Origin of the sequence: Mesorhizobium sp. M0088 (assembly GCF_040322895.1) — a bacterium.
Lineage (GTDB): Bacteria > Pseudomonadota > Alphaproteobacteria > Rhizobiales > Rhizobiaceae > Mesorhizobium.
The window spans coordinates 69,746-94,081 of record NZ_JAMYUI010000020.1; the positions used below are offsets into that span (position 1 = coordinate 69,746).

A 24,336-nucleotide genomic window follows, 5' to 3' on the forward strand; every position below is an offset into this window, starting at 1 on the left:
ATACCCTTCCGGATGAAGCTGCGGCCGCCATGTATGAAAGCGTCCAACCCGGGTGCTAACCGATCCTCCAGCTTTGTTGCGCGATATGTGGAAAATCTCGCCGTGTTGAAACAGTCCATCTGCATCGGACACAACATAATAATCTGAGCTTAATATCAGATTTGTCATCACGAAACGATATGAAGTTTGGCCGAAGCTGTCTAGGCGCGCGCTAGTCCGCGCGCAACGCCAAACCAAATCCTGGCGCTTGAACGCAGCGCTGAATCCAGCCTCCCACCCTCGCGCAAGCTTGGCCAGTTAGGTTTGACGCCTGTCGCGCGCTCGGCAGTCTATGGGGTTTGAGGACGATATGGCGATCAGCGAAAGCATTCAGCCCGGCGCGGTGGCCAAGAACGGCCGCGACGTCTTCTTCGCCATCGGCATCGTCATCATCCTGGCCGTCCTGTTCCTGCCGATTCCGGCCTTTCTCATCGACATCGGCCTCGCCTTCTCGATCGCGCTTTCGGTGCTGATCCTGATGGTGGCGCTGTGGATCCAGCGGCCGCTCGATTTCTCGTCGTTCCCGACCGTGCTGCTCATCGCCACCATGCTCAGGCTGTCGCTCAACATCGCCACCACGCGCATGATCCTGTCGCACGGCAATGAGGGCACGCATGCCGCCGGCTATGTCATCGCCGGCTTCTCCAAGCTGGTGATGGCCAGCGACTTCGTCATCGGCCTGATTGTCTTCATGATCCTGATCGTGGTGAACTTCATCGTCATCACCAAGGGCGCCACCCGTATCGCCGAAGTCGGCGCGCGCTTCACCCTCGACGCCATCCCAGGCAAGCAGATGTCGATCGACGCCGACCTGTCGGCCGGCATGATCGACGACAAGACAGCGCAGCTGCGCCGCCGCGAGCTGGAAGAAGAATCTTCTTTCTTCGGCTCGATGGACGGCGCCTCGAAGTTCGTGCGCGGTGACGCCATCGCCGGCCTCATCATCACCGCCATCAACATCGTCGGCGGCATTGCCATCGGCTACATCAGGCACGGTATGGGCATGGGCGAAGCCGCCGACGTGTTCATCAAGCTGTCGGTCGGCGACGGCCTCGTCACCCAGATCCCGGCACTGATCGTGTCGCTCGCCGCCGGCCTGCTCGTCTCCAAGGGCGGCACCCGCGGCTCGACCAACCAGGCGGTGTTCGGCCAGCTCGGTGCCCACCCGCGCGCCCTCTATGTCGCGGCATCGCTGCTGGTCCTGCTCGGCCTGATGCCCGGCCTGCCGCTGTTCCCGTTCTTTGCGCTCGCCGCCGGCATGGCCGGTCTCGGCTACGTCATCCCGATGCGCGCCAACCGGGTCCTCGCCGAAGCCGAGGCGATCAAGGACCAGGAAAAGGCGACCAAGGTCGAGGAGGAAAAGAACTCGGTCAAGGCTTCGCTCGCCACCGCCGAGATCGAGCTGTTGATCGGCAAGCAGCTGTCGACAAGGCTGCTGACATCGCATCAGGAACTGGTTTTCCGCATGGGCAAGATGCGCAAGAAATTCGCCACCCAGTACGGCTTCGTCGTGCCGGAAGTGCGCGTCGCCGACGATTTCGCCATCCCGCCGAAGAGCTACCAGATCAAGGTGCACGGCACCGTGGTGGCCGAGTACCAGATGCGCGTCGGCGAGATCATGGTGCTGCTCGGCAATCGCGACATACCCGAGATACCGGGCGAGGAAATCCGCGAGCCGGCCTTCGGCATGCGCGCCTATTCCGTCGTCGAAGCCTTCGCCGAGGATCTGAAGCGCGAGAACTACACCTTCGCCGACAACATGTCGGTGCTGCTCACCCATCTCTCCGAGGTCATCCGCAACAACCTGCCGCAGCTTCTGTCCTACAAGGACATGAAGGCGCTGCTCGAACGCCAGGACCAGGAATACCGCAAGCTCGCCGACGAGATCTGCACCACGCACATCTCCTATCCCGGCCTGCAGGCGGTGTTGAAGCTGCTGCTGGCCGAGCGCGTCTCGATCCGCAATCTGCACCTGATCATCGAGGCGATCGCCGAGATCGCGCCGCATGTGCGCCGCACCGAGCAGATTGTCGAGCATGTCCGCATCCGCATGGCCCAGCAGATATGCGGCGACCTGTCCGAGGGCGGCGTGCTGAAAGTGCTGCGCCTCGGCAACCGCTGGGATCTCGCCTTCCACCAGAGCCTCAAGCGCGACGCCAAGGGCGAGGTGCGCGAATTCGACATCGACCCGCGTCAGCTCGAGGAGTTCGGCCAGGACGCCACCAAGGCGATCAAGAAATATCTGGAAGCCGGCGAGCGTTTCGTCCTCGTCACCGCGCCCGACGCCCGCCCCTATGTGCGCATGATCATCGAGCGCCTGTTCACCACGCTGCCGGTGCTCAGCCATGTCGAAATCGCCAAGGGCGTCGAGATCAAGGTGCTCGGAACCATATCGTGAGCGTGCTGTCGCAAGGCGTCGTCATCGCGGCGTTCCTCGCCTTCTGCCGCATCGGCGCCTGTTTCATGCTGATGCCGGGCCTCTCCAGCGCCCGCGTCCCGGTCCAGGTCAGGTTGTTCGTGGCGGTCGCCGCCACCGGCGGCCTGCTCGCCTTTCTGTGGGACAAGATCTTTCCTTTCGTCGACCCGCGCCCGCAGATCCTTGTGCCGATGATCATCTCGGAACTTCTGGTCGGCGGCCTGATCGGCGCCATGACCAGGCTCTACATGGAAGCCCTGCGCTTCATGGGCTCGGCCATCGCCATGCTGGTCGGTTATGGCGGCACCGGCGGACCGGCGATCGAGGAGCCCGAACCCCAGGCAGCCCTTGCCGCAATCATCTCGTTCTCGGCGCTGTTGATGCTGTTCGTCTTCGATTTCGACCACGAGATAATACGCGCGCTGGTTTCCTCCTACACGGTCGCGCCGGTCAACGTCTTCTTCAACCCGCAGGCCGCCCTCGTCGATGTCACCGACACGGTGTCGGACACGTTCTTCCTGGTCATCCGCCTCGGCAGCCCGTTCGTCGCCTATGCTATTCTCGTCAATCTGACGATCGGCTTCGTCAACAAGCTGACGCCGCAGATCCCGATCTATTTCATCTCCCAGCCCTTCATCATCGCCGGCGGCATGATCATCTTCTATTTCGCCGTCGGCACCATGCTGTCGCTGTTCGTCGACGGCTTCGTCGATCTGACATTGGCGAGATAGAAATGAGCACGCGCAAGGACCGCCTCAAGAAGCTGGTCAAGGTTCAGGAACAGCTGAAGGCGCTGCACGAAACCCGCCACGCCACCTTCCTTGCGGCGGCCAGTGCCGCCGAGGCCGAGGCCAAGGAACTGGTCGGCCATTTCGACCAGGCCGATTCGCTCTCCGCCCTGTTTCCCGATCTCTACCATCGCCGCATTGCCCAGGCGGTGGTGCGCCAGGAAGCGAACCTGGCGAGCGCCAGGCAGGAAGCCAGCCTCATCGCCGCGGCGACCGCCCGCACCAACATGGTCGAGCGCGCCTACAAGGACGTACGCAACCGCGACGAACGCGAACGCTCCGACCGCGAGCGGCTGGACCTGATCACGCAGAAGCGGAATGAGGAGTAGCTGCGGGTGTTCTGCTCAGCTACGTCTGGACGACGAGCGAGATCACCAAAGCCAGCAAGCCGACGCTGGTGAGAACGGCCCGTGCGACATGGGCGTACTCCCAACGATCACGCAGTTCCGTCCAATTCGCCTGCGGACCATCGCGTTTCCCGCCAGCGCTGAAGAAGGATGCGCCAAACACCCCCGCTGCCGCATCTTCCATCCAGTATTTGTTTATCGGGTGAACGGCGATCCAATAGATCGCAACCGTCGCCAGCAAGGCGACAAAGGCGACCATGACAAGCCAGAAGGCGGCGGTTCCAGCCGGGACGAGAAATAGCAGGAGACCGGTCACGATTATACTCAGCGGTTCGGCTGCGCCGCCGATCGTAAAGCCGGGGTAATAGATGTGCTGCACGGCACGATATGTGCGCTCGTCAAGCCGCATCTTCCCTGGAAGCTCCAAGGCATGCGCGACCGATAGCGCCATGGGCAGCGCAACGATCATGACGACCGCAACTTGCAGCAGACCTAACATTCGGAGCTCCAGGTTCGCCATCGATATTACCTGGCACTGCGGCGGAACGCCGTTGGGCACCCAATGTTCCATTTGCAGCTTTCTGGATTTAAGGGCGCACTCGGCAGACACCCAGTACCACCGCCTGCATCGCCCGCCGCGCAAGCCTGCTACAAGCAGTCGTTTCTCCCGCTTTGCTGCGCCAGAAGCCGATGGTCATTCCACCGATACGGTGGCGGTGAATGTGTAGCCGACGCCATAAACGACCTTGATCGGCGCGGGCAAGCTGATGTGTTCCTCCAGTTTGCGCCGTAGCCGGCTGACGACGGCGTCGAGATGCCTGTTGTCGAAGTTCGATCTGGGACGGGCGACAAGCTCCACCAGATCCTCGCGCTGGCAGATTTCACCGCTACGGTTGCAGAGCACGTTCATGAAGGCGAACTCGGCCGCCGTCAGTTTAAGCGAACGGTGATTGGGCGCGATCAGCATCCAGTTCGTACCGTCCAGCACCCACTGATCGCTGCTGCCGTTCGCAGAGTCGGGCGGGGCTCCCGTCCGTCGCAGCAGGCTGCGAATTGCGGCGTCGATCTCGCGCAGCGTGCTGTGCTTGACCAGGTAGATGTCGGCGCCGCTCTCAAAGCCACGGATACGGTCGTCGCTGTCACCGAGCGCCGTCAGCATGATGATGCCGCAGGCATGTGATTTGCGGATTTCGCTTGCCAGATCGAACCCATTCCCATCGGGCAGCCCGACATCGAGGATGATGACAGCGGGCGAACTGCCGTTGGCTAGCGTCTGGCGCAATTCCGCTGCGGTCGCGACGCCTTCGGCCGTGAAGCCCGTCAGTTCCAGGAAATCCGCCAGGTCCTTGCGCAGCCGGGGCTCGTCTTCGACGATCAGGATATGCGTCATGCGGTCAGTTCCTGCGGCGAAAGTCGATCCGTTGCCTCGCCTGCCAGAGGCAGGCTGACGATGGACGTAGTGCCCTGGTCGTCGTTGGCGAGCAACTGCAGCTTGCCGCCGTGATAGGCCAGCAATTTGCGCGAAGAATAGAGGCCAAGCCCGGTTCCGGTTCCCGCCATCGTATTGGAGGCCCGGAAGAAGCGCCTGCCGATCTTGTGAAGCTCGGCCTGTGGAATGCCGATGCCACGGTCACTGACCCGAATGACCACACTTCGACCCTCGCTGCGCACATCGATATCGACTGGCTGGTCCTCTGGCGAATATTTGAGCGCGTTGTCGATGAGGTTGATCAGGACGGTCGCCAGCATCTCGGGATCGGCGACAAGCAAAACGTCGTCGTCATCGGCCGTAAAGATCAGGCGCTCGCCGCGCCCGGTCATCCCGAAATGCAGCCGCACATCGGCAATAAGCAAACCGACGCGTATCGTCTCCGGCTGAAACCCGCTGTCGCGGTCATTGGCCATGAAGCGGTCGATCAGGGAAAACAGGCGATCGAGCGCCTCGCCAATGCCGGCGATCCGTTCTCGTGTCGCTTCGGGCGACTTGTTGCCGACAAGGCCGATCATGTCGACCGCGTTGCGGATGATGGCGAGCGGGGTGCGAAACTCGTGGCTGACGACGCGCATGAAGTCCGCCTGCTCGTCGCGAAGCACGCGTTCGGCCGCCAGGCTCGCGTTCAACCGGCTTTCCAGCCGTCGTCGTTCCCGTACCTCCCGCGACAGGGCGATGTTTTTCTCGAGCAGCGCGGAGGACAGCCGCGAACTGACCATGAACAGCAGGCAGCCGAAAAAGGCGATCAGGAACAGCGCGCCCTGCAGCAGATACCAGGCGTTGCGGTCGGCCAGAACCGAGGCGCTTTGAAAATCGACCGGCAGCCGGTATTCGATGATGCTCTGGAGAACGCTAGCCGCGATATACTCGGCTAGCACACCGATCGTGATCCAGCGCAGGAGGGATGGTTGCGTCCGGTCCCGCATCAGCCCAAGACACATCACCGACATCATGACGACCGTAAAGAAGGTCGATGCGTGAATGCGGATGGCAATGTCGCCCGGATCAATCGCGAGGGCGGCGCTCCACACGACAATTTGGATAATCAGCAGTGAAATGCTGATCCAGGTATAGCGTGGCTGCCCCAGAAAGCGCGCCAGACCCTCGGCCAGCAACACAAGGCCCAGCTTGATGATCGTGTTGTGGAGCACGATGGCCCAGGCCGCCGGCTGCTCCCCGCGCAGGAGAATCAGCAGCACCCCCGCCGCGATAGCGACGAAGCCGGCCGCAAGAAACTTCAACTCATAGAGACGGCGCCACGCCAGCCACACAAACAACCAGGTGACGGCCTGCAGGCTTGCGGTTGCGAACGTGACAACCAGAACGGTCTTTAGATCAAGCATGGTCGAGCATTCGCACGGGGTTCCCCTGCCGCATCCCCCGATGCGCCGAATGTTGAATCTCGCAGGAGTTGTGCGGGGAGGCAAGCGCGATCCGCGCGTGCAAGAATTGGTCAGAATTCAATAGAATTGATCGGTGGAATTGCCGGGAGAGGACGTTTTATCATCGATCGCGATCGTCTTGGTGGTTTCGCCGGGCCGATCGTGAGGAAGCGGTCGGGGCGGTGCGTGGCGGACGCATGCGACCCGACGCAGCGGCAAGCGATGATTTTCGCAGGACGCCCGGCGATCGGGCGGGCGGCGGAATCGTTGCTTGCGGCACACGAGGGGGAATTCCATGACAATTCGCGATCGTCGCTCGCTTATGCGCCCGCTTGTACTTTTATGCTCCACGGCGCTCGCGGGGTCGTTGCTGCTGCCAGTCGTCCTGACGGCGCCGGCGCATGCACAGGCTCTTTATGGTGCGACCGGAGGCCAGGGCGGTGGTGGTGACGTAAACAGCAACGGTGGCGAAGGTGGCGATGCAGGTGACGCCGGCGTCGCGGGCAACGGTCCGGATGCAGGGACCGGTGGGGCGGCCGGCACGCAGGCCATTCCAGACGGTGGAAATGGCGAGAACGGCGGCTCCGGTGGCGGTGGTGGTGGTGGCGGCGGCGGTGGTTACAGCAATATCATTGCTGGCGATATTTCTGCGCCCCTCAATGGCGGCGATGGAGGCTATGGCGGCGCCGGCGGCTTTTTGGACGGAGGCTATGGCGGCGGCGGCGCTGGTGGCGATGGCGTGCGTAATGCAGAGACGAACCCGGCAATTTCCGTGACGGCTGATGTTCATGGCGGCGATGGCGGCGATGGCAATGGCAATGGCCCGTTTGCCGGCGGCGGCGGCGGCGGGGGCGCCGGCATGGTGCTTTTGAACAACGGCGCCATCACCGTTGAAAGCTCGGCCACCGTTGCTGGCGGAAACGGTGGCAATCCTGGCGCCAATTTCGGCGGTGGTGGTGGTGCGGGCATTGTTTTGAACACCGGCGGCAATTTGACCAACCATGGCGATGTCCTCGGTGGCACGGGCGGGGCTTTAGCCACCGGCGGAACAGCCATTGTGATGGGAGATTCTGGCAGTATCGTCAACGACGGTCGCATTACCGGTGGCCGCGCCGGGGTTTCTGCACCCGCCGGCGCAGCGATCGACCTCAGAAATGGCGGGACGGTTTTTAACAGCGGAGTGATCATTGGCGGCGAGGGCAACGGTGGCCATGCCGGCGGCTCTGACGGCCCTGCTGGCGGAACCGGCAGTGGCGGCGCCCCCGGCTATATTCCCCTGACGCCCAGCAATGGAAACGGTGGTACCGGCATCATAGGCGCCAATTTGATGGTGCTTAACGCTGGGGTGATTACTGGGGGAGATTCTTTCTTTGGCCGGGCTAACGCCATCACCTTCACCGGCGGCGCCAACACGCTTTCCCTGCGAAACGGCTCGATTATCACCGGCAATGTCGTGGTGGAGAGTGGCGCGACCGGCTCATTGATGCTCGGGGACTATGACACGCTGCCTTCCACACCGGCCTTCGATGTCTCGAAGCTCGTGAATACGGCCACGGTAGGCGCGAGTGACGAGTTCGTCGGCTTCACGAGCTTCAACAAGGCCGGAACCAATACCGTGACCCTGACCGGCACTGGTGCGCAGGACTGGACCATAGATCAAGGCACGTTGGTCGGCGACACCAACAGCTTCGGCGGCAATCTGACCTTCTCCGGCCTGGGCGGCGGCGGCGTCGTCTTCGACCAGGCGAGCGACGGTACCTATGACGGGATCATTACCGGCCCCGGCCATTTCGCCAAGACCGGCGCCGGTAAGCTGACGCTGTCGGGCGACAATTTCGACCTCGCGGGCAACGTATACGTCTCGGCAGGCACGCTCGACATCGACACGCAGCTCACCTCTGTTTCCGGGATGATTGATACCGACGGAACTGATCCGGACGAGTCGGCCACCGCAAGAGTTTCAGGGTCGGCCACCTGGACTGCCGACGTCCTTATTGTCGGGGATCACGATAAAGGGAAAGGGAGCTTGATCGTCGAGAATGGCGGTCAGGTTTTCAGTACCGCGGGAGCTCTGGCCCAGGGCGCGGGCAGCACTGGCTCCGCGGTGATTTCCGGAAATGATTCGAGTTGGACACTCGATGGCATCTCGGTTGGTCACTACGGCTATGGATTGCTCAGCATTGAATATGGCGGGCAGGTTTCCAGCGGCAACGCCATTATTGGTGCGGATGCTCAAGCCACCGGAGTTGTGAATATTACGGGCCGCGGGTCGGTTTGGACAGGCAACGCCTTCATTGCCGTTGGCTACGTTGGCAAGGGCACGCTGACTCTGTCGGAGGGCGGGCAGGTTTCGGTTGCGGGGGGGCCTGCTACCGTTGTGTTGGCGGCCCAGACAGGATCATTCGGAACGCTCAACATCGGTGCGGCAAGTGGAGAAGAGGCGAAGGCCGCCGGCACGGTCGATACGGCGTCGATAGCTTTTGGCCCTGGCACCGGTACGGTTGTGTTCAATCACCTGGGAAATCCCGATGGCTCCGATCTGATTTTCAACCCTTCCCTGACCGGCTTGGGGACCATCCTCCATGAAAGCGGCACGACCGTTTTGGCTGCAGACAGTTCCGGCTTCACCGGTGCCACCACCGTTGCAGGCGGCACGCTTCTTGTCGGGGACCATGCCAGTGCCGGCTTCCTCGGTGGCACGATCAATGTCGAGGACGGCGCCACGCTGGGTGGCTCGGGCACGGTGGGCACGACGACGGTTGCCGATGGCGGGCATATCGGGCCAGGCAATTCCGTGGGTACGCTGACGGTCGATGGCAATCTGGAGCTGTCGGCCGGATCGATCCTCGATTACGAGCTGGGTAGTCCCGGCACGGCCGGAAATCCGGCCACGGGCGTGAGCGACCAGATAGCAGTGCGTGACAACCTTACGCTTAATGGCACGATTAACCTGGCACAGAGCGGAAACCCGGGAGACGGGTCGGCAGGCTTGGGTTATTATCGGCTGATGACCTATGGTGGGACGCTGTCAGGCGATGGTTTGACGATCGGTGCGGTTCCCTATCGCGATGCCAGTCTTTATGAAATCCAGGCCGGGAATGGCAATGTCGATCTGTTTGTTCCCGCTTCGGGCACGCCGGGAGACGACACGCTGCAGCACTGGCAGGGCGGCGACGGCACCTGGAACACCACGAACGAAAAATGGCTGGATCAGGGCGGCGACACTCTCGTCTCCTGGGCAGGCAACCATGCGGTGTTCAAGAACGAACCGGGCGGCTTCGACGGCGGCACGATCGCCGTCGAGGGAGCGCAAAGCTTCGAGGGCTTGCAATTCGTCGACAACGGCTATCGCCTGGAAGGCCCCGGCACACTTGACGTGGGCGGCTCCGGCAATGCCGAGATCCGGGTGCTGGCAGGCACGGCAGCCACCATCGCGACGACGATTACAGGCGCGGGCGGGGTCAGCAAGACGGAAGGCGGCACGCTCGTCCTGGAAGGCAGCAACAGCTATCAGGGCGGCACGCGGCTTCTGGGCGGGACTATTTCCGTTTCTTCCGATGCCAATCTCGGCGCTGCAAGCGGTGCCTTGACATTCAATGGCGGCACGCTGCGGAACACGGCGGCGTTCGCGACGGCGCGCAACGTCACCCTGGATGCCGGCGGTGGGACGTTCCAGACCGATGCCGACCTGACGGCGAACGGCATCATCTCCGGGACCGGTGCGCTCACCAAGACCGGAGCCGGCGGGCTGGTGCTTTCGAGCGCCAACAGCTACGCCGGTGGGACGACTGTTTCGGCAGGATCCATCACCGCGGCGACGACAGGCGCGCTGGGCAGCGGACCGGTGAATGTCAAGGCCGGTGACCTCCGCTTCATCAATGATGCAAGCGCCGAGAGCCTCGACATCGTCATGGAAACAAACGCAACGATGCGCTTCGATGGCAGTGCGTCGGCGGGAACGGCGACGATCGTCACTACCCAAAGCCGCATCAACTTCAACGACGAAACATCGGCCGGTGCGGCTTCGATCACCGGCAATGGTAGCAGGACGTCCTTCAACGGCAATTCGAGCGCCGCCAATGCCACGATTGGCGTTACAATCCAAGGAACGCTCGACTTCTACGACACCGCGTCTGCCGGCAGCGCCGCCATCACTAACAAGGGCGGCTTCGTTGGTTTCCATGGCGCCAACACCGCGGATGGCGCCACGATCATCAACGATACGGATGGAAAGGTCGACATCTCCGAAATGACGTCGGACGGTATCGCGATTGGCTCGCTTTCGGGCAATGGTCTCGTCTTTCTCGGCTCGAAGATGCTGACGCTTGGCGGATTGGATAAGAACGACACGATCGGCGGCGTCATCCAGGATGGCAGCACTGGCATCGGAGGGAGCCTCGTCAAGACCGGCGCCGGCACGCTGACGCTGAACGGCGCTAGTACCTACACCGGTCTGACCACCATCGGCGGCGGCAAGCTCGTTGTCGGCGACGGCAGCCATTCCGGGGCAAGCATTGCTGGCGCCATTGCGGTTGCAGCCGGCGGCACGCTCGGTGGTTCGGGAACGGTGGGCACGACCACGATCGCCTCTGGCGGCACGATTACGCCGGGCAACTCGATCGGCACGCTGAATGTGTCAGGCGATTACACACAAGAGATAGGCTCGACCTATCTGGCCGAGATCGATCCGGCCGGCAATTCCGACCTGATCGACGTGACGGGCAAAGCCACCATCCAGGGTGGCACCGTCTTCGCGCTCAAGGCACCGGGCGGCTACAGTGCCGGAACCCGCTACACGATCCTGAGCGCGGATCAGGGCGTGACGGGCACCTATGATGCGTTCGACCAGAACGCCCCGTTTGTCGATCTGGCACTCGTCTACGATCCCGGCAATGTCTATCTCGACGTTGCTCGCAATGACGTGTCGTTCTGCGACGTGGCCGGCACCCGCAACCAGTGTGCCACCGCCAATGGCGCCGAAAGCGCCGGGCCGGGCAACCCGATCTACAATGCAATCGCCGGCCTGCCGGACGACGAAACCGCACGCAAAGCCTTCGATGCGCTATCTGGCGAGATCCACGCGTCCGCCAAATCCGCGCTGATCGAGGACAGCCATTTTGTCCGCGATGCCATCAATGACCGCCTGCGCGCGGCCTTCGAGGGGGTAGGTATCCCGGCAATCCCGGTGCTGGCCTATGGCGAGGGCGGTCCGGTGCTGGCGCCTGCCGCCACCGATCGCTTTGCCGCCTGGGGCACGGCTTTCGGGTCATGGGGCTCCTTCGACGGCGACGGCAATGCCGCGGGCCTCGATACCTCCACCGGGGGCTTTCTTACCGGCGTCGACGGCCTTGTCGCGGAGGATGTGCGCCTTGGCATCATGACTGGCTACAGCCACACGAGCTTCGATGCCGATGGCCGATCCTCGTCAGGCTCGAGCGACAATTATCATCTCGGCCTTTATGGTGGCACGCAGCGGGGCGCTCTCGCCTTCCGCTCCGGGCTTGCCTATACGTGGCATGACATCAAGACATCGCGCTCGATGGCCATGCCCGGCTTTGCCGACAGCCTGAGCGGCGACTACAACGCTGGCACTTTCCAGGCGTTCGGGGAACTCGGCTATCGCATCGATACGCCAGTCGCGGCCTTCGAGCCCTTTGCCAACCTCGCTTATGTCAACCTGCATACGGACGGCTTCACGGAAAAGGGCGGTGCGGCGGCATTGACCAGTGCAAGCCAGACCACCGACGCCACTTTCACCACGCTTGGTCTCAGAGCCTCCGCCGGCTTCACGCTCGGCGCCATCGATGCCACAGCGCGCGGCATGCTGGGCTGGCGCCATGCCTATGGCAGCATCATACCGACCAGCACACATGCCTTCTCTGCCGGTGATGCCTTCACAATCGCTGGCGTACCGATCGCAAAGGACAGTGCCGCCATCGAAGCGGGGCTCGATCTCAACCTGACCGATGCCGCAACCCTCAGCGTCGCCTATCAGGGTCAGTTCGGCTCCGGCGTCCAGCAGAACGGCTTCAATGCAAAGCTCAACGTGGAATTCTAACTAAGCGGGAAGGATCGTTCCGGAATGACTGCCCCTTAGGAAAAAGGGCCATTCGATCCGGAATATCACTACGACCGCTTATCGCATCGCCCGGCGGTCGTACGCCAGGAGGCGAACCTGGCGAGCGCCAGGCAGGAAGCCAGCCTCATCGCCGCGGCGACCGCCCGCACCAACATGGTCGAGCGCGCCTACAAGGACGTACGCAGCCGCGACGAACGCAAACGCTCCGACCGCGAGCGGCTGGACCTGATCACGCAGAAGCGGACGCAGGAGTAGCTGGGAGCATTGTGTGGCGCGAAGCGGACCCTCCAAGGTTCGGCTTTCCCGTAAACGCTTTACAGCCCGGTTTGGTAGCGCTACCGTTTCGGCCTAGCGTGAGCCTGGGAGGAGCCAGGGCTGTCGCTAGCGGAAGCGTTGTTCCTTCGACGACGTCGCGGGAATTTGTTGGGAGGATCGATGGCGTCTGTCGCAATTGGCGAAGTTTATAAATCATTCGGCGCTGTCGAGATCCTGCACGGGGTCAGCGTGAACATCGAGGACGGCGAGTTCGTCACTCTGGTCGGACCGTCGGGCTGCGGAAAATCAACCCTCCTCAGAATGATCGCCGGCCTGGAAAAGATTTCACGCGGCCAGATCGCGATCGGCGAACGTGTCGTCAACAACGTTGCGCCCAAGGAGCGCGACGTCGCCATGGTCTTCCAGAACTATGCGCTCTACCCACACATGACCGTCGCCGAGAACATGGCGTTCTCGCTGATGCTCAAAGGAGTTTCCAAGCCGGAGAGCGATGCCGGCGTGCGCCGCGCAGCCGAAATCCTTGGGCTGGTACCGTTGCTGGCGCGCTATCCTCGGCAGCTTTCCGGCGGCCAGCGCCAGCGCGTCGCAATGGGCCGCGCGATCGTGCGTGATCCGGCGGTCTTTCTCTTCGACGAACCGCTGTCCAATCTCGACGCCAAACTCAGGGTGCAGATGCGCGCCGAGATCAAGGAACTGCACCAGCGCCTCAAGACCACGACAGTCTACGTCACTCACGATCAGATCGAAGCCATGACCATGGCTGACAAGATCGTGGTCATGCATGACGGCATCGTCGAGCAGATAGGGCCGCCGCTGGAACTCTATGACCGGCCGAACAATCTTTTTGTCGCCAGCTTTATCGGCTCGCCGGCCATGAATTTGCTGAGGGGCGAGATCGCTACCGACGGCTCACCCTCGTTCCGCGGCGCCGGGGGGATTTCGGTCCCGTTGGCCTCGGCACTTTCCATCCGCAACGGCGAGCCTGTGGTGCTGGGAATAAGGCCCGAGCATTTGCGGCTGTCCGACGACCAGGGCATTCCGGTCACCGTCGCGGTGGTTGAACCAACCGGGTCCGAAGTGCAGCTCATCGGCCGGACAGCCGGCGGCGAAGAGATCGTCGCGAATTTCCGGGAACGACATTCCTTTACGCCGGGCGAAACCATCCGGCTTACGGCCGAGCCCAGCCTTATCCATCTCTTTCACGCAGAAACCGGACAGAGATTCCAGACACGTATCGATCAGTAGGACCACAGGCAAGGACAACAACAGGAGGAAACGAGCATGAAGTTCACCAGACGCGACGTGATCCGCACCACCGCCGGCGCGGCGGCGGGTGCCTTGGGAAGTCGGTTCATCAGCTCTCCGGCCCTTGCCCAGGACGGACTGAAATACAAACCCGAGGATGGCGCCAAGCTTAGACTGCTGCGCTGGTCGCCCTTCGTCCAGGGCGATGAGGACCAATGGCTGGCCAACACCAAACGCTTCATCGAGGCGACAGGTGTCGAGGTTCGCGTCGACAAGGAAAGCTGGGAGGACATTCGTCCCAAGGCGGCGGTCGCAGCAAATGTCGGGTCCGGCCCCGACCTGATGTTCGTCTGGTTCGATGACCCGCACCAATATCCCGACAAGCTGCACGACGTGAGCGAACTGGGCGAGTATCTCGGCTCGAAATATGGCGGCTGGCACGAGGGACCTAAGCAATATGCGACACGCGACGGGAAGTTCGTCGGCCTGCCCCTGGCCACGATCGGCAATGCCATCGTCTATCGGGAAAGCTGGGTGAAAGAGGCCGGCTTTTCGGAGTTTCCCAAGGACACGAAAGGCTTCCTGGAACTTTGCAAGGCCTTGCAAGCGAAGGGACATCCGGCCGGCTTCACGCATGGCCATGGCGTCGGTGACGGCAACAACTATGCTCATTGGCTGCTGTGGAGCCATGGCGGCCAGATGGTCGACGAGAGTGGCAAGGTAACGATCAACAGCCCCGAGACCCTCAAGGCGATCGAATACGCGCAGGAACTTTACAAGACCTTCATTCCAGGCACCGAAAGCTGGCTCGACGTCAACAACAACCGCGCCTTCCTGGCCGGCGAACTGGGGGTGATCGCCAATGGAATTTCCGCCTACAACACGGCCAAGATCAATAAGGACAAAGATCCAAAGCTGGCTGAAATCGCCAAGGACATACGCACGACCAACCTGCCCATCGGTCCCGTCGGCAAATCCGTCGAATTGTTCCAGGTGACCACGGCTGTCATCTTCAATTACACGCCCTACCCCAACGCGGCTAAGGCGTATTTGCAGTTCATGTTCGAGGAACCGCAAATGAAGGACTGGATCACCTCCTCGGCCGGATATTGCTGCCAGACACTGAAGGCATTCGACAACAACCCCGTGTGGACTGCCGATCCCAACAACGCCGCTTACGCCAAGGCTTCGGCTACTCTGCGGCCTAACGGCTATGCCGGGCCGCTCGGCTATGCCTCGGCGGCAACCATGGCCGACTACGTGCTGGTCGACATGTTCGCCAAAGCGGTGACCGGCCAGGCCACGCCGCAAGAGGCAATGGAAGAGGCCGAGAAGCGGGCAAATCGCTATTATCGCGTTTGAGCCGGCTCAGCCGGGCAGCGCCGCTGCCCGGCTGGCTTCGGATTGCGTCGCGGCCGATCCGGCCTATCAATGAGACCTCAGCAGGAGCCAATCCATGGCCGTGCCGTCAGCTGCTATCCAGCCGCGACCTTCGATCTTCTCACGGCTTCTATCGCGCTGGAGCGAAAGCCGGAACGCACTTGGCTTCGGCTTCATGCTTCCGGCGGCTGCACTGCTGCTTGTCTTCCTGACCTATCCGCTGGGGCTCGGCGTCTGGCTCGGCTTCACCGACGCCCGCATCGGCCGCCCCGGCATCTTCATCGGCATCGAAAACTATGAATATCTGTGGAGCGACGCCGTCTTCTGGCTCTCCGTCTTCAACACCTTGCTCTATACGATCAGCGCCTCGATCCTGAAATTCGCGCTCGGCCTCTGGCTAGCGCTCCTCCTCAACCAGAACCTTCCCTTCAAATCGTTCTTCCGCGCGATTGTCCTGCTGCCGTGGGTGGTGCCGACGGTGCTCTCGGCCATCGCCTTCTGGTGGATCTACGATTCGCAGTTCTCCATCCTGTCATGGGCGCTCATGGAAATGGGACTGATCGATCACCGCATCAATTTCCTTGGCGATCCGGAGAACGCACGCGCCTCGGTGATCGCTGCCAATGTCTGGCGCGGCATTCCTTTCGTGGCCATCACGCTGCTGGCCGGCCTGCAGACGATTCCCCAATCGCTTTACGAGGCCGCGACGCTCGACGGCGCCAGCCGTTGGCAATTGTTCCGCTATGTGACGCTGCCGCTGCTGACGCCGATCATCGCCATCACCATGACCTTTTCGGTCCTGTTCACCTTCACCGATTTCCAGCTGATCTATGTGCTGACTCGCGGCGGGCCGGTGAATGCCACCCATCTGATGGCGACGCTCTCGTTCCAGCGGGGCATTTCCGGCGGCCAGCTTGGCGAAGGAGCCGCGATCGCGGTGGCGATGATCCCGTTCCTGCTAGCGGCGATCCTTTTCAGCTATTTCGGGCTGCAACGTCGTAAATGGCAGCAGGGCGGTGGAGACTGACATGGCCGCGATCGAAACGAACAATCGTCCGAACACGGATGAAGGCGGCATGGGCTATCTCCAGAGCCTGCCCCGGCGCGTGGTCACCGTTTATCTGCCGCTCCTGATCTTCGTCATCGTGCTGCTGTTCCCGTTCTACTGGATGACGATCACGGCGGTGAAACCCAATCTCGAGATGACGGATTATGCCAATTTCAATCCGTTCTGGGTCGTCAATCCGACACTCGAGCATATTCGGTATCTGCTCTTCGACACATCCTATCCGGGCTGGCTTCTCAACACGATCATCATCTCGACCGCCTCAACTTTCCTGTCGCTGCTGGCGGCGGTGTTCGCTGCCTATGCGATCGAGCGCTTGAGGTTTTCCGGGGCGCGGCAGGTCGGCTTGGCAATCTTCCTGGCCTATCTCGTGCCGCCCTCGATACTGTTCATTCCCCTGTCGGTAATGGTGTTCAACCTCGGGCTTTACGATACGCCGTTCGCGCTGATCCTCACCTATCCGACCTTCCTCATTCCATTCTGCACGTGGCTCTTGATGGGCTACTTCCGCTCGATACCCTTCGAACTGGAAGAATGCGCGCTGATCGACGGCGCGAGCCGCTGGCAAATCCTGACCAAGATAGTTCTGCCGCTGTCGGTGCCCGGCCTGATTTCCGCCGGCATCTTCGCTTTCACCCTGTCATGGAACGAATTCATCTACGCCTTGACCTTCATCCAATCGTCCGAAAACAAGACCGTGCCGGTCGGCGTGCTTACCGAGCTCGTACGTTCGGACGTCTATGAATGGGGAGCCCTGATGGCAGGCGCGCTGATCGGCTCCCTGCCGGTGGTGGTGCTCTATTCATTCTTTGTCGAGCACTACGTCTCCTCGATGACGGGGGCGGTCAAGGAGTGAAGCTGAGGCGGAAATCCCACCCTCGGCGGACCATCGAAGCAAGCTCGTGGGTGCCAAGCTGATCGTCAGCTTCCGGCCAAAGGCGACGATGGAAAAATCTGCCCGATGGCGCGAAGCCGGCAGCTTCGATCCGATCCGCGCACTCCGCTCCCTCTCCTTCCCGCAAGCCTGCCACAAGCTTGTTGAGGCATGGTCTGGCTAAGGAAAACCGGTAAAAGGCGGACTTTCTTGGCGATTTCTCCACCCAGCGACATCGTTATGGATGTGGCCCGAGCCGCCGACCCGGCGGATATCGAGACCGCCCGCGCCGCGCTGGCAAAGCGGGCCGGCGGCGCTGCGGGCACGTTTTCACTCGACACCGCCGCTTCGGTCGATGCCGGCTCGATCCTGTCGCGCGCCACCGCCGACAAGGCCGCCGCTGCAACCGACCCGGCCAACAAATTCAAGAAGTTCGAGGCGATGGTGCTGCAGACCTTCATCCAGAACATGCTGCCAAAGGACACCGAGGGCGTCTACGGCAAGGGCCTGGCTGGCGACATGTGGAAATCGCAGCTTGCCGAGCGGGTGGCCGACGTGATGGCCGAACGCGGCGGCATCGGCATCGCCAAGTCGATGCTTGCCGACCACTATCTCGAAGGCAAGCGCGTGGTTCCGGTCGGTCCGGTCTCGGGCGGGTTGGAAAAGACCGAGATCGACCAGCAAAACAGCCTGTCGACCTCGCTGGTCCACCAATTGCAGCGCAAGGCTGCGGGGTCGATGACCGGTGACGAGACGACCATAAAAACAAACATCAAGATCTAAACTGGGAAACGCCATGGCCGACTTTTCAGAATCCACCCCCAATCTGCCAGCACGCACGACCGCGTCGGAAGCGCCGATCCCGTTCGCGCGGCCCGGCAACCTCGCCGCCATCATCGGTCGCATCGAGGAAGTGGTCGAGGAAGAGACGGCCGGTATCCGCAACGCGACCAACTATGATCTCAAGGCGTCGAACGCCCGCAAGAGCCGCTACCTCTACGAGTTGACGCGCGCCATGAAGGGCGGCAGCGAAGCCGAATTCCTCGAACAGCACCGCGAGGGCCTGACCCGGCTGCGCCAGAAGCTGGCGAAGAACGAAGCGGCGATCCTGGCGCATCTCAGCGCGGTCAACGAAGTCGCCAGCCTGCTGCGGCACGCCATCCAGCGCGCCGAGACCGACGGCACCTACTCCGCCGGCGAGTTCGGCTGGATGAAGGCATGATGCCGAACACGAGCGACACTTGGGAGATACTGCCGAAGCAACGGCGCAGTGCCGCGTCGCCTTCGCAAGGGACTGATCAAGGGACTGACAAGAGCCGATGATCAAGGTCATCGCCATCGCCGTCTGGATCTGCGCCGCAACCCTCGGCGCCGTGTTCTATTCGTTTCAGGCGGCCGGCGAGCGCGGTGTCGGCGAAACGCCGAAGCCGATGCTGGGCGGTCTCGACTACGTCAAGACCGACATCATTTCGGTGCCGCTGATCCGCGATTCTGAGATCGGCGGCTATTTCCTGACCAAGCTCGTCTACACCGTCGAACCCGAGCAGATAAAGAAGCTGTCCATTCCGGCCGAAGCGCTGATCACCGACCAGGTCTATTCCTACCTCTATTCCAATCCGCAGATCGACTTCACCAACAAGGCGACGATCGATCTCGATGCCTTCCGCGCCGCAATCCGCGATACCGTCAACGCGCGTGTCGGCGCGCCCTTGGTGCATGAGGTTCTGATCGACCAGGTCAATTTCCTGTCGAAGGACGAAATCCGCGACAACTGGCTGCGCCGCAAGAAAAGCGAGACGGCGAGCGAAATGACCAAGGCGTTCAAGGAACACTGAGTTGCCCCGGCTCGGAGTCCCGGTCTCATCGGGGCTCACCTGCCGCGACGGCAGGAACCAACCGCCCGAATTCGCGTTGACGTAAACGTCAACCCAAAGCTATATGCGGCAGCGACCGTGATCGCGAAACCGCGGCATGGGCTTCGGCTGGATCGAAGCGCCGTTGCGAGACAGATGCAACCAGACAAGGAGAACAGCGTGAGCGTTCAGGAGATTGCCGAGAAGATCAAGTCGCGCGTGGCCAGCAGCGGGTTCGATCGTTCCGTGAAATTCGACACCGGCAGCGACGGCGTCATCGTCATCGACGGCGCAACCGTCTCGAACACCGATGCACCCACCGACTGCACCATCAAGCTCTCGCTCGACGATCTGGATTCGCTGATCGCTGGCGACCTGAACCCGACGATGGCGTTCATGACCGGCAAGATAAAGGTCGAAGGCGACATGACCGTCGCCATGGCGCTCAGCCAGCTGATCGGCTGAAGGCATCCAGCCGCCTAGGCGGCACCCACCAAGTGCAAAAAAACGCCGCCTTTTCGGGCGGCGTTTTTGCATGAATGCTGCCGGCTTCGTGTCAGGCCGCCGATATCAGTTCCTGCGCCTTCAGCTTGCGGCCGGCCGCCTTCAGCGTGCCGTGCACGCCGTCAAGCGCGCCTTCCACCAGTTCCAGCGCCAGCAGGCGGTGCCGCTCATAGGGTCCCGGCATGGCAAGTGAACCGGTCTTCTCGGCCGAGAAGCCGAAGCGCGCGTAATAGGGCGCATCGCCGACCAAAAGGATAGCGGCATGGCCAAGACGCGCCGCTTCGGCGATGGCATGGCGCATCAGCGCCGAGCCGATGCCGGCATTCTTGAGCGACGGGTCGACGGCAAGCGGGCCAAGCAGCAGCACGGCCGCACCGCCCTCGCCCAGCCTGACATCCCACAGCCGCACGGTGCCGGCCACGCCGCCCGAAGCATCGCGGGCGACGAAGGCCAGGCCTTCCGAGGGCCGCCGGCCACGCCGCAGCTTCTCCGACGACTTTTTCCTGCGCTTCGGCCCCATGGCCCGATCGAGCAACGCCTCGCGCGCCGCAACATCGGCGGCGGTTTCGGCGACCATCACAGAGGCCGGTGCGTGGCCCCCAATTTCAACTGGCATTTCCATTTCAACTGACATTTCCATTTCCGCAATCCCTGGCGAGCGGAGATCTGTTCCACAGGCGAGCCTGGGTGGACGACACGCGCCCACCGGGATGATCTGATCGGCTCTCTCAGCGCATTTTCAGGCGAAGTTGTGTCCGGTTCGCCGTCCGAAAATGCGCTGAGGAAGCGCCGTCAGATCACGTAGGATCGGAGAGGCTCGAAGCCGTTGAAGGCGACCGCCGAGTAGGTGGTCGTGTAGGCGCCTGTGCCTTCGATCAGCACCTCGTCGCCGATGGTCAGCGACAAAGGCAGCGGATAGGGCGTCTTCTCGTACATCACGTCGGCCGAATCGCAGGTCGGGCCGGCGAGCACGCAAGGTGCGGTCTCCGTGCCGTCATGCGGCGTGACGATCGGGTAGCGGATCGCCTCGTCCATCGTCTCGGCAAGACCGCCGAACTTGCCGATGTCGAGGAACACCCAGCGCACATTGTCATTGGCCGCTTTCTTCGAGATCAGCACGACTTCCGACTTGATGACGCCGGCATTGCCGACCATGCCACGGCCCGGCTCGATGATGGTCTCGGGAAGCGCATTGCCGAAATGCTTGCGCAGCGCCGAGAAGATCGCCTGGCCATAGGCCTGGGCGGCTGGCACGTCACGCAGATAGCGCGTCGGGAAACCACCGCCCATATTGACCATCTTCAACACGATGCCTTCTTCGGCGAGCGTCGCGAACACCACCTTGGCGTCGGCCAGCGCACGGTCCCAGGCGGTCAGGTCGGTCTGCTGCGAGCCGACATGGAACGACACGCCATAAGCGTCGAGGCCGAGCCCCTTGGCATGGCGCAGCACGTCGACGGCCATCGCCGGCACGCAGCCGAACTTGCGCGACAGCGGCCATTCGGCGCCCTCGCCATCGGTCAGCACGCGGCAGAACACGCGCGCGCCTGGAGCGACGCGGGCGATCTTCTCGACCTCTTCGACGCAATCGACGGCGAACAGGCGGATGCCGAGCTGGTAGGCGCGTGCGATGTCACGCTCCTTCTTGATGGTGTTGCCGAAGGAGATGCGGTCCGCCGGCGCGCCGGCGTCCATCGCCATCTCGACTTCGGCAACGGAAGCGGTGTCGAAGGACGAGCCCATCGCAGCAAGCAGGCGCAGGATTTCCGGTGCCGGGTTTGCTTTCACCGCATAGTAGATCTTGGAATCGGGCAGCGCCTTCTCGAAGGCGCGGAAATTGTCGCGCACGACATCGAGGTCGACGACGAGGCAGGGGCCGGACGGACGTCGGGTGGCGAGGAAGTCAAGGATGCGCTGGGTGGCCATTGGGGTCTCTCCATCAGCGCCTTTCGGCGCGCAATAAGGCTGCGGGACGCGGGCTGTCAGCCTCGCGAACACGCGGTGGACAAAGGCGGGACGGATATCCATGGAACCAGCCGGTGGAGACCCCGGAACCATGAAGCGCCGTCTCGCGGCGGTGAACCTTGGCCTTGCCCGGCCTCGGTTCGCTTTGTCTGCCTTGGCTTGGATGGGAGACCCGTCCGCACTGCCGGCAATGAAGGTGTGCCTCTTCAGTAACCCCGGTTTTTGGACAACCGGCAGAACACCAGAAAGGCCCGCACCGTCGTTGCTTCAAGGTGTCCTCGGGCTGGCGGTTGGCCGCTAGACCGACTGGAGGGGTTGGCTCCAGTTACCTTACCGATTTCCCTCACCATTCGAGGATCGGCGGACACCCACAGGCACGTGCGACTTTGGGCAAGCGCGATATAAGGGCGAAGACTTTCACAATCAATAAAAATCGTATCGCAGGTTGTAAAATTTCTGGCGTCGAACAATGTTGCGGCAACCGTATCCGGATATCGAACGATGACAGGCACGCACGGCCCTCTCAACGCCTTTCTCGATCTTCGCCAGATGCCAGTGGCACATGCCCAGCTCGGCCCGCTGGCCGGCCTGCGGCTGGCCGTCAAGGACATCTACGACGTCGCCGGTTACCGCACCGGTTGCGGCAATTTGCAAAAATTCGCCGAAAGCCACGCAGCCTCGCGCACCGCACCCGCCGTGCAGATGATCCTCGATGCCGGCGCACGCTTCGTCGGCAAGACGCAGACCGACGAGCTTGCCTTCGCGTTGTTCGGCCAGAATGCGCATTTCTCGTTTCCGGTGAACCCGGCGGCACCCGACCGCGTCACCGGCGGCTCCTCATCGGGGTCGGCGGCGGCGGTGGCGGGCAGGCTGGCCGATATCGCCACCGGCTCAGACACCGGCGGCTCGATCCGCGCCCCGGCGAGCTTTTGCGGACTGATCGGGCTGCGCACCACGCATGGCCGCATTCCGCTCGACGGCACGATGAAGCTGGCGCCGAGCCTCGACACATTCGGCTGGTTCGCCGACGACATCGAGACCTATGAGACCGTCGGCAAGCTGCTGCTCGGCCGCGATCCGCACCAGCACGTGTTGGACCGGCCGCTGGCGCTGGATTGGCTGGATGGATTGGTCGCCCGACCGGCGCTTGCCGAATATGGTGAAATGAAGGGGCTGGCGGGCAAGGTCTTCGGCGCGCCGGTGACGCCGGGAGTGCGCTTCTCCTCATCTCCCGATGAACTCTACTGGTGCTTTCGCCGGCTGCAGGCCAGGGAGGCCTGGGCGGTGCATGGCGAATGGATCACCAGCGGCGAGCGCGGCCTCGGCCCCGGTGTCGAGGAGCGTTTCGGCTTTGGCCGCGCCGTCGATGACAGGACAGCCCAGGCCGAGAAGGTGCGACGTCTGACCTTTCGCGGCGAACTGAACGCCCTGCTCGGCAAGAACGGCTTCCTTGTCCTGCCGACGGTGCCTGGTCCGGCGCCTTACGTGGACAGCACGCCGGAGCAGTTCCAGGCCTATCGCGAACGGGCGCTCCAACTTCTGTGCCTGGCCGGCCTGTCCGGTTTTCCACAGATCACGCTGCCCGTCGGCTCGGTCGCCGGCGCCCCGTTCGGCCTGTCGCTGCTTGGCCCTTCCGGCAGCGACATTGCCCTGATACGGCTCGGCCGGAAACTTCTCGACGCGGCACGAAAGGCCTGACCATGGACACACTGACGCGCATGCGTGCCTTCATCGACGTGGTCGAGGCCGAGGGCTTTTCCGCGGCGGCGCGCAAGATCGGCCGCTCCAAGGCCTTGCTGTCGAAATATGTGCGCGAGTTGGAGGACGAACTCGGCGCTTTGCTGCTCAACCGCACCACGCGCCAGTTCTCGATGACCGAGGCCGGCCACACCTATTACCGGCGCGCCTCTGAGATCGTGCGCGAGGTCGACAGCCTGGCCGACGCGGTGCGTGAATCCTCCGGCGACGTGCGCGGCCGGATCAAGCTGTCGGCGCCGCGCACCTTCGCCGACGCGCCGATCGGCCAGTCGCTGATCGACTTCGCCAAGCAGCATCCCGACATCGTGCTCGACATCCAGCTCGACGACCGCTTCGTCGATCTGGTCGAGGAGGGCTTCGATCTTGCGGTGCGCATCTCGCGGCTGGAGAACTCGTCGCTGATCGCCAGGCGGCTGGCGCCGTTTTCGATAAAGCTCTGCGCCTCCCCCGAACTGATCGCCAAGCATGGCATGCCGACAAGGCCGCAGGATCTCAGCCGCATGCCTTGCATCGTCGACACCAATGGCCGCGGACTGAACAACTGGCCGTTCAAGGGCGACAATGGCGATCCGGTGAGCGTTTCGGTGTCCGGTCCGGTCGAGGTCAACAGCCCGATGACGGCGAGAGCCGCGGCCGTGGCGGGCCTCGGATTTACCGTCCTGCCGGATTTCATCGCCGCGCCCGACCTCGCGAGCGGCCGGCTGGTGGCGGTGATGGATGACCGTATCCTGTCGGGCGGCGGCATCTTCGCCGTCTACCCGCACCGCCGCTATCTGCCGGCGAAAGTCCGCGTCTTCGTCGACTTTTTGGTGCAGTGGTTCAGGACGCGCGAGGGTGGCTGACCGGCGTCAATAGCCTCGTGGTCCCAATTT

Annotated in this window: 21 protein-coding genes and 1 pseudogene; 16 read left to right on the forward strand and 6 right to left on the reverse strand. The window is 62.5% G+C overall.

Going from position 1 to position 24,336, the window contains the following annotated elements; all coding sequences use genetic code 11:
- Window positions 1–349: 349 nt before the first annotated feature.
- Genes flhA through NKJ67_RS23405 form a run of 3 tightly spaced genes read left to right on the forward strand, consistent with a single transcriptional unit; the run spans window position 350 to window position 3,572 of the window.
- On the forward strand, window positions 350–2,437 hold the full coding sequence (gene flhA, locus NKJ67_RS23395) for a flagellar biosynthesis protein FlhA (RefSeq protein WP_352583339.1): 2,088 nt from the start codon (window positions 350–352) through the stop codon (window positions 2,435–2,437).
- Window positions 2,434–3,186 carry a flagellar biosynthetic protein FliR gene (gene fliR, locus NKJ67_RS23400; protein WP_023810025.1) on the forward strand — a complete coding sequence of 251 codons (753 nt, stop codon included), beginning with the start codon at window positions 2,434–2,436 and terminating at the stop codon, window positions 3,184–3,186. Before flhA ends, fliR begins: the two co-directional genes overlap by 4 nt.
- A gap of 2 nt (window positions 3,187–3,188) precedes the next feature.
- A complete protein-coding gene (locus tag NKJ67_RS23405; RefSeq protein ID WP_352583341.1) occupies window positions 3,189–3,572 on the forward strand; it encodes a hypothetical protein in 384 nt (127 codons plus the stop codon).
- Window positions 3,573–3,591: 19 nt separating this feature from the next.
- Here NKJ67_RS23405 and NKJ67_RS23410 read toward each other — a convergent pair whose 3' ends face one another.
- The 4 genes from NKJ67_RS23410 to NKJ67_RS23425 all read right to left on the reverse strand — a co-directional run bounded on the left by NKJ67_RS23410 (window position 3,592) and on the right by NKJ67_RS23425 (window position 7,467).
- The gene (locus NKJ67_RS23410; protein WP_352583343.1) at window positions 3,592–4,110 is read right to left on the reverse strand and encodes an anthrone oxygenase family protein; all 519 of its coding nucleotides are present in this window, start codon (window positions 4,108–4,110) and stop codon (window positions 3,592–3,594) included.
- Window positions 4,111–4,284: 174 nt separating this feature from the next.
- Complete coding sequence (locus tag NKJ67_RS23415) at window positions 4,285–4,980, reverse strand: response regulator transcription factor (RefSeq protein ID WP_352583345.1); 696 nt, start codon at window positions 4,978–4,980, stop codon at window positions 4,285–4,287.
- Window positions 4,977–6,425 carry a sensor histidine kinase gene (locus NKJ67_RS23420; RefSeq protein WP_352583347.1) on the reverse strand — a complete coding sequence of 483 codons (1,449 nt, stop codon included), beginning with the start codon at window positions 6,423–6,425 and terminating at the stop codon, window positions 4,977–4,979. The genes NKJ67_RS23415 and NKJ67_RS23420 overlap by 4 nt, the downstream gene beginning before the upstream one ends.
- A gap of 379 nt (window positions 6,426–6,804) precedes the next feature.
- Entirely contained in the window at window positions 6,805–7,467 is a 663-nt protein-coding gene (locus NKJ67_RS23425) for a hypothetical protein (protein ID WP_352583349.1), read from the reverse strand.
- A gap of 57 nt (window positions 7,468–7,524) precedes the next feature.
- Between NKJ67_RS23425 and NKJ67_RS23430 the strand changes: the two genes are divergently transcribed.
- The 11 genes and pseudogenes from NKJ67_RS23430 to NKJ67_RS23475 all read left to right on the forward strand — a co-directional run bounded on the left by NKJ67_RS23430 (window position 7,525) and on the right by NKJ67_RS23475 (window position 19,702).
- Window positions 7,525–12,522 (forward strand): autotransporter domain-containing protein, encoded by a 4,998-nt coding sequence (locus tag NKJ67_RS23430; protein ID WP_352583351.1) that lies wholly within the window; start codon window positions 7,525–7,527, stop codon window positions 12,520–12,522.
- A gap of 93 nt (window positions 12,523–12,615) precedes the next feature.
- Window positions 12,616–12,798 (forward strand): annotated as a pseudogene (locus tag NKJ67_RS35170) (hypothetical protein); the annotation flags it as partial.
- 180 nt (window positions 12,799–12,978) lie between these two features.
- Window positions 12,979–14,064: an ABC transporter ATP-binding protein gene (locus tag NKJ67_RS23435; protein WP_127271287.1), complete on the forward strand. Its 1,086-nt coding sequence runs from the start codon at window positions 12,979–12,981 to the stop codon at window positions 14,062–14,064.
- Between the two features lie 36 nt (window positions 14,065–14,100).
- On the forward strand, window positions 14,101–15,426 hold the full coding sequence (locus NKJ67_RS23440) for an ABC transporter substrate-binding protein (protein ID WP_352583353.1): 1,326 nt from the start codon (window positions 14,101–14,103) through the stop codon (window positions 15,424–15,426).
- Between the two features lie 193 nt (window positions 15,427–15,619).
- Complete coding sequence (locus NKJ67_RS23445) at window positions 15,620–16,471, forward strand: carbohydrate ABC transporter permease (RefSeq protein WP_372337954.1); 852 nt, start codon at window positions 15,620–15,622, stop codon at window positions 16,469–16,471.
- A gap of 1 nt (window position 16,472) precedes the next feature.
- Complete coding sequence (locus NKJ67_RS23450; RefSeq protein ID WP_127271704.1) at window positions 16,473–17,366, forward strand: carbohydrate ABC transporter permease; 894 nt, start codon at window positions 16,473–16,475, stop codon at window positions 17,364–17,366.
- 46 nt (window positions 17,367–17,412) lie between these two features.
- Window positions 17,413–17,568 carry a hypothetical protein gene (locus NKJ67_RS23455; RefSeq protein ID WP_164748966.1) on the forward strand — a complete coding sequence of 52 codons (156 nt, stop codon included), beginning with the start codon at window positions 17,413–17,415 and terminating at the stop codon, window positions 17,566–17,568.
- The gene (locus NKJ67_RS23460; RefSeq protein ID WP_164748967.1) at window positions 17,556–18,167 is read left to right on the forward strand and encodes a rod-binding protein; all 612 of its coding nucleotides are present in this window, start codon (window positions 17,556–17,558) and stop codon (window positions 18,165–18,167) included. Before NKJ67_RS23455 ends, NKJ67_RS23460 begins: the two co-directional genes overlap by 13 nt.
- 13 nt (window positions 18,168–18,180) lie before the next feature.
- On the forward strand, window positions 18,181–18,606 hold the full coding sequence (locus tag NKJ67_RS23465; RefSeq protein ID WP_127270030.1) for a hypothetical protein: 426 nt from the start codon (window positions 18,181–18,183) through the stop codon (window positions 18,604–18,606).
- A gap of 97 nt (window positions 18,607–18,703) precedes the next feature.
- Window positions 18,704–19,219, forward strand: a complete 516-nt coding sequence (locus NKJ67_RS23470) for a hypothetical protein (protein WP_127270032.1) — start codon at window positions 18,704–18,706, stop codon at window positions 19,217–19,219.
- Between the two features lie 198 nt (window positions 19,220–19,417).
- Window positions 19,418–19,702: an SCP2 sterol-binding domain-containing protein gene (locus NKJ67_RS23475; protein WP_013529756.1), complete on the forward strand. Its 285-nt coding sequence runs from the start codon at window positions 19,418–19,420 to the stop codon at window positions 19,700–19,702.
- A 91-nt stretch (window positions 19,703–19,793) separates the two neighbouring features.
- Here NKJ67_RS23475 and NKJ67_RS23480 read toward each other — a convergent pair whose 3' ends face one another.
- The gene (locus tag NKJ67_RS23480; RefSeq protein ID WP_127270036.1) at window positions 19,794–20,363 is read right to left on the reverse strand and encodes a GNAT family N-acetyltransferase; all 570 of its coding nucleotides are present in this window, start codon (window positions 20,361–20,363) and stop codon (window positions 19,794–19,796) included.
- A 170-nt stretch (window positions 20,364–20,533) separates the two neighbouring features.
- Window positions 20,534–21,667, reverse strand: a complete 1,134-nt coding sequence (odc2, locus tag NKJ67_RS23485; protein ID WP_127320768.1) for an ornithine/lysine decarboxylase — start codon at window positions 21,665–21,667, stop codon at window positions 20,534–20,536.
- Between the two features lie 540 nt (window positions 21,668–22,207).
- Between odc2 and NKJ67_RS23490 the strand changes: the two genes are divergently transcribed.
- Together NKJ67_RS23490 and NKJ67_RS23495 are read left to right on the forward strand one after the other, a co-directional pair.
- A complete protein-coding gene (locus tag NKJ67_RS23490) occupies window positions 22,208–23,404 on the forward strand; it encodes an amidase (RefSeq protein ID WP_127326658.1) in 1,197 nt (398 codons plus the stop codon).
- 2 nt (window positions 23,405–23,406) lie between these two features.
- Entirely contained in the window at window positions 23,407–24,306 is a 900-nt protein-coding gene (locus tag NKJ67_RS23495) for a LysR family transcriptional regulator (RefSeq protein WP_352583357.1), read from the forward strand.
- Window positions 24,307–24,336 lie beyond the last annotated feature (30 nt).